General features: G+C 65.0%; 16 protein-coding genes. 10 read left to right on the top strand and 6 right to left on the bottom strand.

Annotation, left to right across the window (positions count from 1 at the left end; all coding sequences use genetic code 11):
• Positions 1-474: 474 nt before the first annotated feature.
• The 6 genes from ACE3QM_RS13735 to ACE3QM_RS13760 all read right to left on the bottom strand — a co-directional run bounded on the left by ACE3QM_RS13735 (position 475) and on the right by ACE3QM_RS13760 (position 7,619).
• Entirely contained in the window at positions 475-1,338 is an 864-nt protein-coding gene (locus ACE3QM_RS13735; protein ID WP_374422621.1) for a hypothetical protein, read from the bottom strand.
• A gap of 3 nt (positions 1,339-1,341) precedes the next feature.
• A complete protein-coding gene (locus ACE3QM_RS13740) occupies positions 1,342-1,545 on the bottom strand; it encodes a hypothetical protein (protein ID WP_374422623.1) in 204 nt (67 codons plus the stop codon).
• A 554-nt stretch (positions 1,546-2,099) separates the two neighbouring features.
• The gene (locus tag ACE3QM_RS13745) at positions 2,100-3,248 is read right to left on the bottom strand and encodes a glycerophosphodiester phosphodiesterase (RefSeq protein WP_374422625.1); all 1,149 of its coding nucleotides are present in this window, start codon (positions 3,246-3,248) and stop codon (positions 2,100-2,102) included.
• 406 nt (positions 3,249-3,654) lie between these two features.
• Complete coding sequence (locus ACE3QM_RS13750) at positions 3,655-4,497, bottom strand: hypothetical protein (protein WP_156183861.1); 843 nt, start codon at positions 4,495-4,497, stop codon at positions 3,655-3,657.
• A gap of 34 nt (positions 4,498-4,531) precedes the next feature.
• Positions 4,532-7,129, bottom strand: coding sequence for a hypothetical protein (locus ACE3QM_RS13755; RefSeq protein ID WP_374422627.1), 2,598 nt, complete (start codon positions 7,127-7,129; stop codon positions 4,532-4,534).
• A gap of 94 nt (positions 7,130-7,223) precedes the next feature.
• The gene (locus tag ACE3QM_RS13760) at positions 7,224-7,619 is read right to left on the bottom strand and encodes a hypothetical protein (RefSeq protein ID WP_231465308.1); all 396 of its coding nucleotides are present in this window, start codon (positions 7,617-7,619) and stop codon (positions 7,224-7,226) included.
• A gap of 616 nt (positions 7,620-8,235) precedes the next feature.
• On the opposite strand from ACE3QM_RS13760, the gene ACE3QM_RS13765 reads away from it, so the two are divergent.
• The 10 genes from ACE3QM_RS13765 (at position 8,236) to ACE3QM_RS13810 (ending at position 15,790) form a co-directional block, all read left to right on the top strand.
• The gene (locus tag ACE3QM_RS13765) at positions 8,236-9,930 is read left to right on the top strand and encodes a HilA/EilA family virulence transcriptional regulator (RefSeq protein WP_269326123.1); all 1,695 of its coding nucleotides are present in this window, start codon (positions 8,236-8,238) and stop codon (positions 9,928-9,930) included.
• Positions 9,927-10,391 carry a type III secretion system invasion protein IagB gene (gene iagB / locus ACE3QM_RS13770; RefSeq protein ID WP_048410091.1) on the top strand — a complete coding sequence of 155 codons (465 nt, stop codon included), beginning with the start codon at positions 9,927-9,929 and terminating at the stop codon, positions 10,389-10,391. The genes ACE3QM_RS13765 and iagB overlap by 4 nt, the downstream gene beginning before the upstream one ends.
• Entirely contained in the window at positions 10,388-11,149 is a 762-nt protein-coding gene (locus tag ACE3QM_RS13775) for a hypothetical protein (protein WP_374422632.1), read from the top strand. The genes iagB and ACE3QM_RS13775 overlap by 4 nt, the downstream gene beginning before the upstream one ends.
• Positions 11,150-11,486: 337 nt before the next feature.
• Complete coding sequence (locus ACE3QM_RS13780; protein WP_374422634.1) at positions 11,487-12,668, top strand: PrgH/EprH family type III secretion inner membrane ring protein; 1,182 nt, start codon at positions 11,487-11,489, stop codon at positions 12,666-12,668.
• 17 nt (positions 12,669-12,685) lie between these two features.
• On the top strand, positions 12,686-12,937 hold the full coding sequence (locus ACE3QM_RS13785; protein WP_048410089.1) for a type III secretion system needle complex protein: 252 nt from the start codon (positions 12,686-12,688) through the stop codon (positions 12,935-12,937).
• Positions 12,938-12,979: 42 nt separating this feature from the next.
• On the top strand, positions 12,980-13,285 hold the full coding sequence (gene sctI / locus ACE3QM_RS13790; protein WP_048410088.1) for a type III secretion system inner rod subunit SctI: 306 nt from the start codon (positions 12,980-12,982) through the stop codon (positions 13,283-13,285).
• Positions 13,282-14,037 (top strand): EscJ/YscJ/HrcJ family type III secretion inner membrane ring protein, encoded by a 756-nt coding sequence (locus ACE3QM_RS13795; RefSeq protein ID WP_048410087.1) that lies wholly within the window; start codon positions 13,282-13,284, stop codon positions 14,035-14,037. The genes sctI and ACE3QM_RS13795 overlap by 4 nt, the downstream gene beginning before the upstream one ends.
• Entirely contained in the window at positions 14,030-14,617 is a 588-nt protein-coding gene (locus ACE3QM_RS13800; RefSeq protein ID WP_374422637.1) for a type III secretion apparatus protein OrgA/MxiK, read from the top strand. Before ACE3QM_RS13795 ends, ACE3QM_RS13800 begins: the two co-directional genes overlap by 8 nt.
• Positions 14,574-15,269, top strand: a complete 696-nt coding sequence (locus ACE3QM_RS13805; RefSeq protein WP_048410085.1) for a hypothetical protein — start codon at positions 14,574-14,576, stop codon at positions 15,267-15,269. The genes ACE3QM_RS13800 and ACE3QM_RS13805 overlap by 44 nt, the downstream gene beginning before the upstream one ends.
• Entirely contained in the window at positions 15,266-15,790 is a 525-nt protein-coding gene (locus tag ACE3QM_RS13810; protein ID WP_231465480.1) for a hypothetical protein, read from the top strand. Before ACE3QM_RS13805 ends, ACE3QM_RS13810 begins: the two co-directional genes overlap by 4 nt.

A 15,790-nucleotide genomic window follows, 5' to 3' on the forward strand; every position in this document is an offset into this window, starting at 1 on the left:
AAGCCTAAACAGGCTGGAAGGGAGCGTCAAGGACAGCGCGGACTCATTCTGTTCTACCGCGCACAGAGGGCCAACGTAAGAGGGAATAGCAGGAGGAAAGGCCAAAGGGGGATGCACGGTCGCCCTATCGGCTTGGAAACCCGCCGAGATGGGGCTAGAGCAGGCACGTGGCAAGGTTGCAAAACCGGCTAGCTTCTTCCAAAGAACCGGCAATCCTTTCGGACTCCCTGCCACGGCCCGCTCCGAATGGGCACGGCGCGGGACTCAGCCTAAATAGACGGATGGAGAGCGTCAAGGTGGCCGGTGATTTTTGGCGTTTCTGGGATAAATGGTCGTAGGGTTATGCACACCAACAAGGGAGGCCGGGGACTAGAGGAAAACTGCCTGCAGAACCGGGATAAAAACGTAGATATTTGGCAGCTTCACTAGGACGATTCAGGATAATCAATCTAAATAAAGCCCCCTGAAAGATCATCACTCACGCGGACATTTCATGGCTTCATACATCAACTCTTCTAGCCTTCCCTCATTAAGCTCTACTATAGAGCCACACTTAGCTATCTTTCTCATCCGCTCATTTTTCACCTTAGCAGCATGAGCGATAAGCCTCTCTATTTTTGCACAAATTTTGTCATATTTTTTCCCGTCACCACCTAAAAAAACCTCGCCCCTCACATAACAATCAGAAAAGCACAGATTAAAATCAACAACTGCATCTCTTGCCTTGGCGCTTTTGAATTTCATTAAGGCATGCCGCATCCAGTAAATCGTATCCAGCGGCTGATCTGCTCCCAGGACCTGGCTCAGGATGAACTGTTTCAAAACCGCCAGACTAAGATTTGCTTGCGCAACACCATAAGGTGTTCTTTTTTCTTTTATGGAAATCAGATTTTCCAAGCGACTCAGCCAAATAGTATAGGGATGCATAACCCGTATTTTGATATTCGGCTCAGCCAGGCTTAACACGATTGATTTCTTGACTAGCGCTTCATTCCTTACGCCTAGAATGCCTTTCATGAAATCAATATCAATGGGAACCCCATTTATTAACTCACTAAGACGAGCCAGGTTTGGAGTCACATCATCAGCCGTCGCTTGGAAAAACTTTCCGCCAATCCGTTTATGTACAGCTATCGCGGTTTCCATACTACACAATATATCCAAATCACGCGTAACCGTTGGTGGCAGCTCTTCCGGCACAGGCACCTCTAATGCAAGCACCCAAAAAGCAAGAGCCTGCCCTCCGACTAATACCGCAGAGGCAGGCTCCTGCTCAAATACTAATTTCAAAACATCTAGAATAATAGCATTTGTTAACCCAGGGGCATTTTCATGCATTGCTTAGGAAAACTTGGCATCCAATTCAGGCCCCTCAACGACCTGAATGGAGGCTGGCTTGCGGTTAATGACCAAGCTCCCGGCCTTAACCGCATTCACGCCTTTGACACCAGAGCCTTCAAGCTCCTGATAGAAGGAAAGCTGCTTATCCAGCTTGGCTCGCCTTAGCAAATTTTCCGAAATAAAACCACTGCGATCTTTTTTCATGACATGGCTCCGTGTCTTTTTATTATTTGATTTAGAGAACTCAATTTCACTTGGCGAGGCTATTTTACCTGACTTAAACCATGGAACAGCACATGAGAAATGAATTTCCTGACCGTCCTTAACACCAAGATTAGTTGAGCCATGACTGCGTAGCAAGCCATAGTGCACATTATAGATTCAAGCAATCTGTAACTGTTGCATTGCAGCGGCACGCGGCTAGGCAGTGTCGACTCTGAAAGAAGAAAGGCCGGGCTCAAGTGAGTAGCGGATTCAATGCTTTGAACAACACTTCCGATCAGAAAAGATCGTAAACAGGTTCTTAGAGCCTGTTCAAAGTCTCGCGAGCAAGAGCGAGACAAGGCGAAAACGAGCGAAAAAGCGGAATGTACAAGTGGTACATGAGCATTTTGAGCTGGTTTTCAACGCCGTATCGCCGACGCGCAGCAGACTTTGAACAGGTTCTTAGACACCATGGCTGTGACGGCTAGCCACCGCATGTGGCACACGCCGCGCCCGCCCGCTTACCGCAGGCCGACGCGGCGCTCCGGACCGACTTAATCGCGGCCCAGCTTTGAGTCGGCAATCGGCTTGTTCGCGCCCGTCTGCAAGATGGCGCTGGTATCTTGCTGATCGCTCGGGCGGTAGAAGTAGAAGCTATCCTCGCCGGCGGCATTCTGCTTGTGCATCATCTGAATCCCGATGCCATTGAGCAGGATGCTGGATTCCAGCAATACCTTGCGGGCATCGTCGACGTTGTCGCACTTGAAGAAAGTATCAACACGCTTGCTCAATTCAAGCAGCACATGGGAGAAGTCCCTGTTGTCCGCATACTGGCGGAAATCCGAGGTCGAAGCGTGAATCGCCTTGTTGCCGGCGACGGCAAGATCGACGATGGGTTCGCGCAAGTCCCACAAAATGCCGTCGTAGCCCTGAAAACCATTCCCTTCCACCAGCTTGCGCAGATTATCCATCGCCTGCGGGTGGTAACCCGCGTTCGGATCTTTCAGCGAGAAATCCGGATTCATATTGTCCTGGCCAAACAAGTCAGCGGTTTTGATGCCAGGCGCGATATTGATGCCGGTCATCCCTCTTTGCTCGGCCTTGTCCTTGAGTTCCTTCAGCGCTTCGTGCTTGAACGAGCAGAACACGATGTTTTCCAGCGGCGTGGAGGCATGTCCATCCGAGCCATCGGCCAGCAGGTCCAGCATTTCATTGACCGCGCCGGCGTCTTTCAGCTCGATGTTGAGGATGATGGGGTTCTTGCCATATTGCGTCAGCGTCTGGTTGGCGTCGTTGACCAGTTCCATCACTTCGGCCAAGGTGGGCATGCTTTCGCCGTTGTGGCCGAGTGGAATCTGTTTCAGTTCCTCCACCGTCTTTTGTCCAACCAGATAGGACGCCTTGGTTTCCCCTTCCGGCAATTGAGCGCCGCTGCGGTCGGCCTGGAAAGCGTTACGCCAGATTTCATCGTCATGGGTGACGACCACTTTGCCGTCGCCGGATTTGAAGATATCGATCTCGATGGCATCCGCCCCCTCCAGAATGGCGGCCTTGATCGCCGGCAGGGTGTTTTCCGGCAGATACTTGTCCGGGAAAGAGGAGCCGAACACGCTGGTGGGGCCGGTGCCGCGATGCGCGGTCAGCAGCAGATGCTGGCCGGTGCGCTCTTTCAGCATTTCGCTGTAAGCGCGGGATTGCAGCATTGTTTGCTTGTCTCCCTCATTCAAGCGAGTCATGCCCTGATTGGCTTGCCCACCGGTATCGGAGCCGGTTTGGTGGATAGTGGATGTCGTATGGGTGGAAGCCGTGGAAATATGCATGATCAAACCCCTAGTGCAATAAGAAATGAACGCTTGCGCCGCACAGATGGAATGACAGGTCTCCGGCTTGGCACGATGCGAGGCATGACTGCATGGTAGCCAGGCCAAGATCGAGGGACTTTCAAAAAACAACTATCCGAGCGAGTGGCTTAGCGCTGAGTCGGCGAGTTTTCACACGCGCACCACACCAATGGAAATCAAGCACTTCAAGTAAACCGCTTGCCCCGGACAGACATAAAAAACGGCGCGCCGATTGGGCGCGCCGCTTGCGTCTGAAATCGTCCCGGCTTCAGCGCCGGGCCTGGCGATAAGGCGCCAGCACCTCGGCCAGCTCCGCCCGGTCTTCATGCGGGGCCAGCACCGCCAGTTTCGACAGATCCATCTTGCCGTCCAGGAAGGCCAGCAGCCGCTCCAGGTCGTCCAGATCGCTCATATAGTGGCCGGAGGACAACACCAGCGATCTGGCCTTGCCCTCGCGCAGTTCTATCATCGCCGCCGCCCGCACCGGCTTGCCGGCGCTGGCGCTGGTATGGTGCAAACGCCCCAGCACCGCGTCGTGGACGAATAGCCTGTCGTCGCGGTCCAGCACCAGGATGGCGTAGCCGGGCATGCCCAGCTTGCCGTTGGAGCCGGTGGTGTCGATAGCCGTGCCGTCCGGCCGCCGCCATACGCCGTCGGCCACTTCCGCCAGATAGGGCTGGCGCGCGGCGGCGTCGCTCAGATAGCTGACTTGCGGCGCGTCGCCCAAGCGCGCCATGCGCGGCGGCTGGCCCGGCCTAGCCAGGTTGATTTCCAGTTGCGGACGGGCATCCATCCAGGCGAAGAAGTTTTCCCTGGCGTTGTCGCCGCTGGCCACCCATTGCCGATGCGCCGGCTGCGCGTATTCCCGGTAGCGATGACGAGGATCGCGCGCTTCACGCAATTCCTCGTCCACCAGGCCGGTTTCCCCTTCCCTGGGCATCAGCGCGGCGACGAAGCGGGCGGCGTCGCGGAAACGCTCCAGCGGTCGCGGCGCGGGTTCGCCCGCGTGGTCCACGCCCTTGATAGACTGCGCCAGCCGGCTGGACGCCGCCGGCGGTGGCGCTTCCGGACGCGGCGGCGGCATCGCCGCGCCGCTTGCCGTGATTCTCATCGAAATATGTCCTCTCGCTCGTTAACGACAGCCGCTAGCGCGCCAGCGGCAGTTCTTCCCAGCCGGCGAAACTCTGCTTGTCCGCCTGCCACAAGGGGTACTGGCGTTCCATCAGCGCGTCCAGCGCGGCGGCGGCGGCGGTGAAGCCGACGCGGCCGGCGGCGAAGCCTTCCATCGCGGCGAAAAAGGCAGCGCCGTCCTCGCCCTGGCGCCGCAGGTAGTAAGCGGCTTCCTGGCGCACCGCCGAGCCCGGCTCGGCCAGCTTGCGGCACAGCGCTTCCAGCGCCGGCCGTTGCGCCTGCCGCAACGCCGGCCAGCGCTCGCTCTCGTCCACCGCTTTCAGGTGCAGATAGTGCATCAGCGGCGCGCTCAAGCTGTTGTCGCCCCAGCGCTCGCCCAGCACCGCGGTGGCGGAGGCGCCGGCGTTGAGGCCCAGTTCCAGCGACACGCCCGGCTGCAGCGGCACGCCGCCGGAGGCGGACAGGCCGAGATCGCCGCTGGCGCTGACCCGGCTCAGTTGCAGGCGGAAGCCGGCGGCTTCGGCCGGGAAGTCGGCCTGGGTCTGGTATTGCGGCCGATAGAAGCGCAGCAGCAGGGTCAGCGCGCCGCCGCCTTCCACGCCGACCGAGCTTTGCAGGCCGGCCAGCGCCGCCGGCACCTCGGCGGCCAGGCCATGCGGCGCCAGCTGCGCGCTCAGCGCGTCGCGCAAGGCGTCCAGCGGCCAAGAGCCGCCCAGATTGCCGGACAGGCTGAGCCGCACGTCCTTGTAATCGCCAGCGCGCACCGGGTTGTGGTGCAGGCGGGTGCGCTCGGTCAGCGAGGCTTCCGCTTTCAGGCCCAGCGGGCCTAGCGTCCCGCCCAGGTCCAGCGCCACGCTGCGGTCGCGGATTTGCAGGCGCAGCACGTCGTGGAAGCTGGTGCGCTTGGCCAGCGCCGCCGGGTCGTGGCGGATGGGCGGCGCGTACAAGCGCGGCGCCAGTTGGTCCAGGCTTTGCAGCAGCGCCGCGTCGCCCTTGTCCGTCGCGGCCAGCCGCAGCGCGGCCTGGGCCAGCGCCATATTGGCCAGCGCTTCCTCGCGGCTGCCAGCGCGCCAGGCGCTCTGGATCGAGCGTTCCACCGCCGCGCCGCCCTCGCGCTTGCCGATACCGGCGTCCAATTGCTGGGCGACGGCGCAGAAGTGTTCGAATTCGGCGCGCAGGCTGTCCGTCGCGTCGCGCAGCCTTGCCGGCGTCTGTTCGCGCAATGCCGCCATGCTTTGCGCGCCGCTGAGCCAGCTCAACGGCCGGCTGCGCGTGTCCGCGCCCATCAGCGCGGCGGCTTTCTGTTCAATGCCGGCCAGCCGCTGCGCGGCGATGGTTTGATTGCGCGCCGCGCCCTGTTCCTGGCTCAGGCCTTGCCAGATCGGCGTCAGCGCATCGGCCTGGATGTCGATGCGTTCCACCGTCGCGGCGACGCCGGCGCCGATGCCGACGGCTTCGGCGCGGGCGGAGGCGCTGCCCTTGACGCTGTCCACCGTGCTGGGCGGCAGATAGGGTATCTGCGCGCCGGGCAGGGACGCGGCGCTGTCGCGCTGGCCCAGCCAGCCCAGCAAGACGCCCAGCCGCTGCTGTTGATCGGCGGCCTGCTGCTGCAGTTGCCGGTACTGGCGCAACTCATTGCCGTGGCTAGGACGGAACAGACGGATCAGCGCGCCCACCGCGGTGCGGGCGCTGACGCCCAGGGTGTCGCGGCGCGAGCCGTGCGTCAGTTGCTCCGCCTTGAGTTTGACGAAGGCGGTGGCGCTGGCGTATTCGGTCGCCGTGGTGCGCTGGCGGCGGCCTTCCAGCGCGCCGGACAAGGAGGCGACGCCAACGCCGGCCTGAACGCCGGCGCGCGCCGATATCGCCTTGCCCTGGTTCTGGAACACGAAGCCTTCGTCGTCGTTGTCCATGCCGCGGTTCCAGGCCAGGCCCACGCTGAAGCTGGCCTTGGCGCCGGCGCCCGCCTCTCCCAGGCCCAGGCCGACGCCTAGCGAGCCGCCGACGCGGCGTTCCTGGCTGACACCGGGCTGGTCGAAACGCTGGAATTGCGGCAACAGCTGCGCTTCCGCCTCCGTCCGCGCCAGCTGCGCCCAGGCCGCCTGGCCCAGCAAGGCCAGCCTCTGCCCCAGTTCCGCCAGCGGACCGCCGGCCGGCAAGGCGCGCGTCAGCGCTTCCATCTCCAGCGACAGCCGCGCGCATTCCTTGATGTCCAGCGGCGTCTGCGCGTCGCCGGCCGCCAGCCTCTGCCGCAGGCTTTCGATGATGGCCACGGTCTTGGGCGTCACCGTGTGGCTGCGCGGCAGGATGTTCAAGGCCTGCACCCAGCGCGGCCAGCGCGAGCGTTCCGGCTCGGCCTGGCGATAGGCTTCGCGCCGCATCGCCAGCAGGGTCTGGCCCAGGTCTTCGCGCCGCAAGCGCAGCGTGTCGTCGCTGAGCCTGACTTCGGCGCCGCGCGCCGGCGGCGCGTCTTCCACGCGACGTTCTGTCGCGCCGCGCGCGCCGCTCAAGGCCGCCGCCAGGCCTTGCGCCGGCCGCGGTTCCGAATTTTCCGAGAGGCGACGGAAGCCCTGCAACCGCACCGTACCCGCCCCGCTTGCAACTGTGTCCAGCATGTACACCTCCTCGATAACCGCCTGTTTGCAACGTAAACGCGCTGTCGATCACCGTTGTCCGGGCATCCCGGAAGCCGCGGACGGATGCGGGGCGCTAGCCCCGTGGCTGCGCCACGGCGGCGGCGTGTTTCAGATTGCTGCCCAGGTCCAGGCATCCGCCGCCGGACGCCAGCTTCGCCTGCAAGCGCTCCAGCCCCTGCTGCAAGTCCTGCAGCGCCTTCTCGGTGCCCGGCGGCGCGCCTTCGGACTTGATCCTAGCCAGCTTGTCCAGCACTTGCTGGCAGCCTTCGCTGCCCCACTGGCGCGACGCCTCGGCGCCGCTGGGCTGCGCCGGCGGCGCGGTCACGGTGGCGTCAGCGGTATTGGCGTAAGCGCTGAACGCCGCCGCCAGCCCCGATTTCTCTCTGGGCGCAAGCGCTTCCGCCGGCGCCGCGGCGTCAGCGGAGCTGGATCGGGCGATGTTCTGATTCGACGAAACCTTAAACAACATTTCAAACGCTCCTGATGTGGCGGCGAGGCCAGAACGACGGTGATGAGTGGCCGCCGGCGCGTGCTCGGCGACAGCGTCAAACTACCCCAAAGCCCAAGGGCGAACTTGCATAAAACGGCCGCGTGGCGCGCTCGCGCGGCCGCCGCGTTTTTGAGAGTTTTCCCATTTGTAGCAAGCACTCCCTCACGTAGTATTTCTACACATGGACTTGTCATCTAAAGGAAATCAAAAACATTTTTACGTTCCAACGACATAACAATCAGGACAGATGAACCGTGTCATTCGCTGAACATTTTTTGCAAGCTGGTCCTTGGCGGCAAAAGTACCATCCACTCTCTCTGTTTTTATGACCGGAAGAAGACCTTGACCGCCAGTTGACGACACTGGCAATCCCAGGCTACAGCGGGCGGGAAGCGGCGGAGCACACGCCGCGCGATGCGAAATCCGCAGCCGGTCCCAAGAACCAGCGCAAATCACCCAACAGATCCACCGAACAAAAAACACGCCGACATGACGCGACGCTACGGGGAATAGCACATAAGTCGCGGCATTGGTCGACTCGATCCGCATGGCCCGCCATGCGCTATTGCGCCGTGCGCGCAAGAGGAACTAGAAGATGGCGTTACATAAAGATGGCTTCATGAACAGGCAATTTGTTTTTGGCGACTTCGTTCTGCACTTCGACGGCATGCTGCTGCACCGCGAGCAGCAGATCAGCATCCCTCCCAAGGAACTGGCGGTGTTGACCACGCTGCTGGAAGCGGCGGGGGAGCTGGTCAGCAAGGACGCGCTGCTGGACCGCGTCTGGCCGGACGGCGAGGTCAACGAGGAATCTCTGACCCGCTGCATCTACGCGCTGCGGCGCATCCTGCTGGAAACCAAGGGCTGCCGCTACATCGACACCGTCTACGGCAAGGGCTACCGCTTCAGCCGTCCGGTGGCGGTGGTGTCCCGGCCCACGCCGCTGGCGGCGCAATGCTCGGTGGCGGTGCTGCCCTTCCGCACTCACCCGCAACTGGACGCGGTCAGCCTGCACGACGCGCTGGTGCAGTGCCTGTCGCGCTACTCGCCATTCGGCCTGATCGTGCTGCCGGCCACCATCACCCAGAACTGCCGCGACGTCGCCGACATCGTGGCGATGATCGACCAGCTGCGCCCGGACTACTATCTGGCCGGCCAGACCCTGCAGCAAGGCGGCGTCTGGAAGCTGCGGGTGGAGCTGGTGCGCGCCGCCGGCCATCAGCTGATCCACCACGAAAGCATAGAGCTGAGCCCGGAACAGCCGATCACCGCGCTGCAGACCCGGCTGGCCAGCCTGCTGCCGCAACGCATTCCCGGCCTGCGCTGGAACCAGGGCCAGAACCAGGAGCTGGGCTCGCTGGACATGGCCATCACCTATCTGAACGGCCGCCACGAACTGCAGCAGCACACGCCGTCCAGCCTGCGCCGCGCGCTGGCGCTGCTGCGCCAATGCGTGAGCGCCGGCCCCTGCCACGCGTTGCCTTATTGCAGCCTGGCCGAGTGCTATCTGACCCTGGCCCAGCTGGGCTTGTTCGACCAGGCCCAGGCGCTGATCCAGGCGCAGCAGGCGGTGAACAAGGCGGTGGAGCTGGACGCCGCCAATCCGCAGGCGCTGGGCCTCTTGGCGCTGCTCAGCAGCATGCGCTCGGAACAGGCGGTGGCGGAGGCGCTGTTCGAACAGGCGCGGCTGCTGGCGCCGGACGCCATCGACATCCATTACTACCACGCCTGGCATTTATTCCTGTCCGGCCGGCTCGCGCAGGCGCAGCAGGCGCTGGATGCCTGCCTGGAGCGCGACCCTTCGCGCATCTCCGCCAGCATTCTCAAGCTGTGGCTGACCTATTACGAGCACCGCATCGACGACGCGGTGTCGCTGGGCAAGCGCCAGCTGTGCCAGTACGGCCAGGACCACCCGGTGCTGCAAAGCGTGCTGGGGCTGATGCTGGCGCTGCAAGGCCAGCACGCCCAGGCCGACGAGCTGGTGCAGGCGGTGCGCGCGTCCGGCGAGGAAGCCGGCCTGCTCGCCCTCAACCACAGCTATATCGACTACTGCCGGCGCGGCGACGCGGCGCTGCCGGCGCTGCGCGCCTTCCTGGCCAAGGTGGACAGCCGCCAGGTGCGTTCCAGCCTGCTGCCGCTGATCCTGGCCGCTCACGGTCCGGAAGCCGCCATCCAGCACTGGCGGCAGCTGCAGGCCGAAGGCTATCTGTGGATCAAGGCCTGGCGCCACGATCCGCGGCTGAGCGCGCTGACCGAGCAAGCCCTCCCCTCCCAGCCGGAGGCGGCGTGATCCGCGCCTGTCTGCTGTCCGCGCTGTTGCTGTGCGCCGGCGCCGCGCGCGCGGACTGCTGGGATCGCGCCGGCCGCATGTTCAATATCGCGCCGGACCTGCTCTACGCCATCGCGCTGCAAGAGTCCGGCCTCAAGCCGGACGCGGTGGGACGCAACCGCGACGGCAGCCGCGACCTGGGACTGATGCAGATCAACAGCACCCATTTGCCGCGGCTGCGCAAGCTGGGCGTCACCGAACCGCAGTTGCTGGGCGACGCCTGCCTGTCCGTGGTCGTCGGCGCCTCCATCCTGGCCGAGATGATGAAACGCTACGGTTATTCCTGGGAAGCGGTGGGCGCATACAACGCCGGCACCGCGCCCGCGCGCCGCGCCTTGCGCATGCGTTACGCCGAGCAAGTGTGGCGGCGTTACCAGAAACTGCGCTCAGCCCCACCACCCCCAAGCAAGGAGCTCTCATGATTCGCTCGCTTCCCCCCGCCGCGCGCGCGCTGCCCGCGACGCCGCCGCCCACCGCGCCCAAGCCCGGCCCCTCCTCGGCCTGGGCCGCCCAGTTGCGCGGCGTCAGCCAATCCGCCGCGCGCCCGAGCGGCACCGTCGGCCAATTGCGCTTGGCTTTCGAACCAGCCGCGCCCCAGGTTCGCGCGGAGACTTCGGCGCGGCCCATGGGCAAACTGCGTCAGGCCATCGCACAGGCGAACGGCGGGCCCGCCCGCGCCGACGCCGCGCCAACGCCCAAGCGCGATCCGATGGCGCTGCAGCGCATGTTGAAGATGTCGCCCGAGACCTTCCAGGCTTTCCAGAAAACTCTGGAGGGCAGCGCCGGCAAGCGCGCGCCGGCCAAGGAGACGCCAGCGCCGGCCTCCGTCGTTCAAGCCGCGCCGGCCGCGCCAGCCGCCCCGGTCCTGGCCGCCGCGCCGCAGCCGACGCAGCCCGGTCAGATTCCACCGCCACCGCCGCCGCCGCCACCGCCTCCTCCGCCTCCGCCCGTCAACGCGACGGCCGGCCCGGCGCGCGCCTGGCACAAGGTCGCGGCGGCCAGCGCGGCCGATATCCAGCAATTGCGCGACGCAGAGAGCCAAAAACTGCGCAAGGAGCCGGGTTCCAAGCCCGCTGCCGCCTCGCCGGAGGGAGAAAAGCTGATCAATGAATTGAAGGAGCGACAAGCCCTTAGAGAACAAAGAATGGCGGCGCGGGCCTCCGGCGCCCAAGAGCGCTAAGAATGTATTTACGATCTTGCGGGCCAAGACGAGGCAAGGCCTTGCGGCTGAGAAAGCGGAATGTACAAGCGGTAGATGAGCATTTCGAAGCGGCACTCACCGTGCCACGTCTCACGACTCGCAGCAGATCGTAAACAGGTTCTAAACCCGCACCGTCCCCGATCCCCCTTTACATGGCGGCCGCCGCGCCCGCGGTTAGCCGCCATGCTTTTTCCCTCCGCCCCGAATCTGATTTTCCTCCCGAGATTTCATCGGTTTTCCATCAGGAATCCACGCCGGCATGCGCTTAAAGTGGATGCAAACATCGCAGAACCTTGCGCACTCACCGACAGACACCATGGCAGCTGAAGACATCTCACATCCCGCGCCGGCCCCCATCGTGGTTCGCCTGCTCAACAGCCCGCTGCGCGGCTGCGAATTCCTGTTGCAGCCGGGCAAGACCCTGTTCCTGGTCGGCCCCTCCGCCGCGCTGGCCGACGCCGGCCAGTTGCCGGAGCTGCCGGCCGACACCCTGTTCATTCCGCTGGAACAGGGCGGCGTCAATTTCGAGGTGCTGATCGACCGCGCCGACCCCGGCCGGGTCACGCTGCGCGAACTGGCGGACACGGCCAGCGCCGAGCGCGATGCCGAATTCAACCGCCCGCTGCGCGTCGGCGCGCTGGAACTGGCGCTGCGGCCGGAACATCTGGCCTGGTCGCCGGAAGTGCTGGGCCACGGCCTGGCCGCGCCCGCCACCGAGAAGAAACCGGCGCGCCGTCACGCCGTCGGCGCGGTGGCGCTGGCGGTGGTGGCCGCGCTGCTGCTGGCCGGCGGCGGCTACTGGCTGTGGAACACGCCGCAGCGCCAGGCTTCGGAATTGAACGCGCTGCTGGGACGCGACAGCCAGCGTTTCCAGGTGCTGCCCGGCCGCGACGGCGTGTTCTACGTCGCCGCCGCCAATGAGCGCGACAGCGCCTGGGCGCGACAAGTGCTGGCGCGCGGCGACTACGGCCGCCCGGCGCGAGTGCTCAGCCCGCAGCAGGAGAACGAGCGCATGGGCCGCTGGCTGGCGGATCACTACCCGCACCTGCCCTATTACCGCTTGCAGCTGGACAACCCGCGCCGGCCGCAGCTGTGGGTCAGCCAGCAGCGCGCCGCGCTGGGCGGCCCGGCCAGCCAGGCGCTGGCGCAGCGGCTGACCGAGCAGATGCCCTACGCCGACGCGGTGGACATCGTGCCGGTGGACGACGCCGCCGCCGCGAGCCAGGCCGAAACCGGCCTGTCGCGCCAGGCGCTGCCCTTCACCCGCAGCGAGCAGCCCAATGGCGTCACCTTCGTGATCCAGGGCGCGCTGGACGATGGCGAGCTGCTGCGCGCGCGCCGCTTCGTCGACGACTACTACCGCCAGTGGGGCGGCCGCTACGTGCAATTCGCCATTGAGTTGAAGGACGACTGGCTCAAGGGCAAGTCCTTCAAGTACGGCAACCAGGGTTACGTCAAGATGGCGACCGGCCACTGGTATTTCCCCAAACCCCTGTAAACCAAAGGCAAACCACCATGGCAATCGATATCACCAATCCGGACTGGACCCTCAGCGACATGTCCAAGGAGTTCGACGCCGGCACCAGCAAGCTCCAGGGCGAGCTGACCACCGCGCTGGACAAGCTGAACGGCAACCCGTCCAACCCCCAGTTGCTGGCCGACTACCAGAGCAAGCTGTCCGAGTACAACCTGTACCGCAACGCGCAATCCAACACCGTCAAGGTGTTCAAGGACATCGACGCGGCCATCATCCAGAACTTCCGCTAAACCCCGGCGCCGGCCGCGCGCCGGCGCTCCAGGAGTCCACCCATGATTCCCATCGCCGCCCAATCTCTGGACGCGCTGACCGCCCAGGTCAGCGACATCACCCGCTCCGAGCACAATCTCGTGTCGCTGGACGACCGCCTGATCCAGGCCTTCTCGCAAAACGCCGTCGGCGTTGGCATGGAGAAGGACGCCATCCTGCAGCGGCTGGAACAGCCGGGGCTGTTGAGCAACCCCGCCGTATTGATGGAGCTGCAGCAGCGCACCTCCAATTACAACCTGGAGGTGTCGATGATCAGCACCCTCACCCGCAAGACCGTGGGCGCGGTAGAAAGCCTGCTGCGCTCATGATCCGCCATGGTTTCAAAGCCGTATTGCTGGCATTGCTGCTGACCGGCTGCCAGCAGAAGGACTTGCTCAAGGGCCTGGATCAGCAGCAGGCCAATGAAGTGATCGCCGTCTTGCAGCGCCACAATATCGAGGCCGACAAGACCGACCGCGGCAAGACCGGCTTCAGCATCGCGGTGGCGCAGCCGGACTTCGCCGCCGCCGTGGACTGGCTGAAGGCCTATAACCTGCCGTCGCGGCCGCGAGTGGAAGTGGCGCAGATGTTCCCGGCGGATTCGCTGGTGTCCTCGCCGCGCGCGGAGAAGGCGCGGTTGTATTCCGCCATCGAGCAGCGGCTGGAGCAGTCGCTGCAGACCATGGACGGCGTGCTGTCCGCGCGCGTGCACGTCAGCTACGACCTGGATTCCGGCGAGGGCGGCCGCGCCGCCAAGCCCATCCATTTGTCCGCGCTGGCGGTGTACGACCGCGACGTGGACCCGGAGCAGATGGTCAACGACATCAAGCGCTTCCTGAAAAATAGCTTTGCCGACATCGATTACGACAATATCTCGGTGGTGCTGTCGCGGCGCAGCGAGGCGCAGCAGCAAGCGCCCACCACGCCGGCGGAGGAGCGCGGCTCCGGCCTGAGCTGGCTGATGGCCGGCGTGGCGCTGATCGCGCTGTTGGGCGCGGCCGCCGCCTGGCTGTGGCAGCGCCGCGCGCCCAAGCCCGCCGCCGAGCCGCCGGCCGCCGAGCCGCAGGCCGGACATGAATAAGCGGCCCGCCGCCCGCTCGCCGGCGCTGCAAGCGCTGCTGTTCGATCCGCTGGCCTATCTGCATCCGCGACGACTGGCCCTGCCGCCGGCGCTGACCTCGGCCGCGCCGGCGCGCGCGGCGGCCAATGAGCTGCTGATCGCCGCCTACCGGCTGGACAGCGCTTGCGCCGACGCCGACCTGGACCCGCTGGCGCGGCAATGGCTGCGCCACTGGCGGCGGCTGCCGCAAACCGCCTATCTGCTGGGCTGCCACGCGCTGCGCGCCGGCCTGGGCTGGCAGGCGGGCCTGCTGCGGCTGCCGGATTGGGCGCGGGATTTCGCCGCCGTGGCGCTGCCGCCGGACGCCGCCGCCGCGCAGCAGCCGGCGCTCAGCCACGGCGCGCTGCTGCTCACCGGCTACGGCCGCCTGCAAGCCTGGCGCGAACGGCTGCCGCGCCCGCTGGCGCAGCGGCTGCCGCTGCTGTTTCCGCCGGAGGTGGACGCCGCGCCGCCGCAGCCGGCCGCCGACGCCCTGATTCTGACCTTGGCCCTACAACATGCCCAGAGACATCCCCACACCCCGCCCGCCGACCGCCGTTGAAGGCGTGCTGGTGCGCCGCGCCCAGCTGCGCCGCGCCGCGCGCGCCGACCAACTGGAACGCGAAGCGCGACGGCAGGCGCAGCGCGTGCTGCGCGACGCCGAACATCAGGCGGAGACCCTGCGCCGACAAGCCAGCCAAGCTGGTTACCAACAAGGCATGCTCGCCGCGCTGGAACAGGCCGCCGGTCATTTCGCCGCCAGCCAGGCCATGGCCTGGCGCTGGCGCGAGCGGCTGGAGCAAGAGGCGCGCGCGATGCTGGCCGCGGCGGTGGACCATCCCGACACCCTATTGCTATTGCTGGATGAATGGCTGCGCGACCGCGACGCGCCGGACGCCACCCTCTATCTGCAACTGCCCAAGCGCGCGCGCGCCTTGCAGCCGCGGCTGATGGCCTTGTTGACGGAAAACTGGCCCGGCACGATCCAGATCGATTACCACGCCGACGCGCGCTTCATGATGCGCTGCGCGGACCAAGCGGCGGAATTCGAGCCGGAGCAATACGTGGAACCGGCCAGCCGCCAGCTGCTGCAATGCCTGGAGCAGATGCCGCAGGATTGCCGCGCGCTGTCGGAACAAGCGCTGCGCGAGTTGATCACGCGGCTGGAACAAGACCTGGCGGCGCTGGCCGCCGCCAAGCGGAGCCCGGAATGATTCCCTCGCTGAACCTGTCCGCCTTGAGCCTCGCCGCCGCCGGCGGCGATGACATCGTTCCCTTGCAGCAGCGGCTGCTGGCCGCGACGCAAGACGCCGGCGGCGCCGCGCCGCCGACGGAAACGCCGGAGGCCGACGACGCCAAGCCGGTCGAACCGCCGCCGCACAAATGGCCGGACTTCAATGCCGACCCGGTGGCGGTGGCCTTCCTCGCCGCGCTGCGCCAGCTGCAGCCGCCGGCAAGCGATTCGCAGCAGGACAAACAGCGCTACGCCGATGCCGTCGGCAAGCTGCTGGCCGACTTCAAGGACCCGGCCACCGGCGAACTGGCCTTCACCACCTTGAAGCAGAAGAACGACATGATCCAGCGCACGCTGGAGCAGGTCGACGCCGCTTCGCCGCTGCACACCGCGCTGATGACCTCGCTGGTGGGCAATATCGGCGTCGGCGGCATGATGCAGCAATGGATGCAGGAGGCCATCCTGTCCGGCGGCGTGCCCAAGGAGATGGAGGACTGGTGA

Origin of the sequence: Chromobacterium sp., assembly GCF_041912965.1 — a bacterium.
Lineage (GTDB): Bacteria > Pseudomonadota > Gammaproteobacteria > Burkholderiales > Chromobacteriaceae > Chromobacterium > Chromobacterium aquaticum.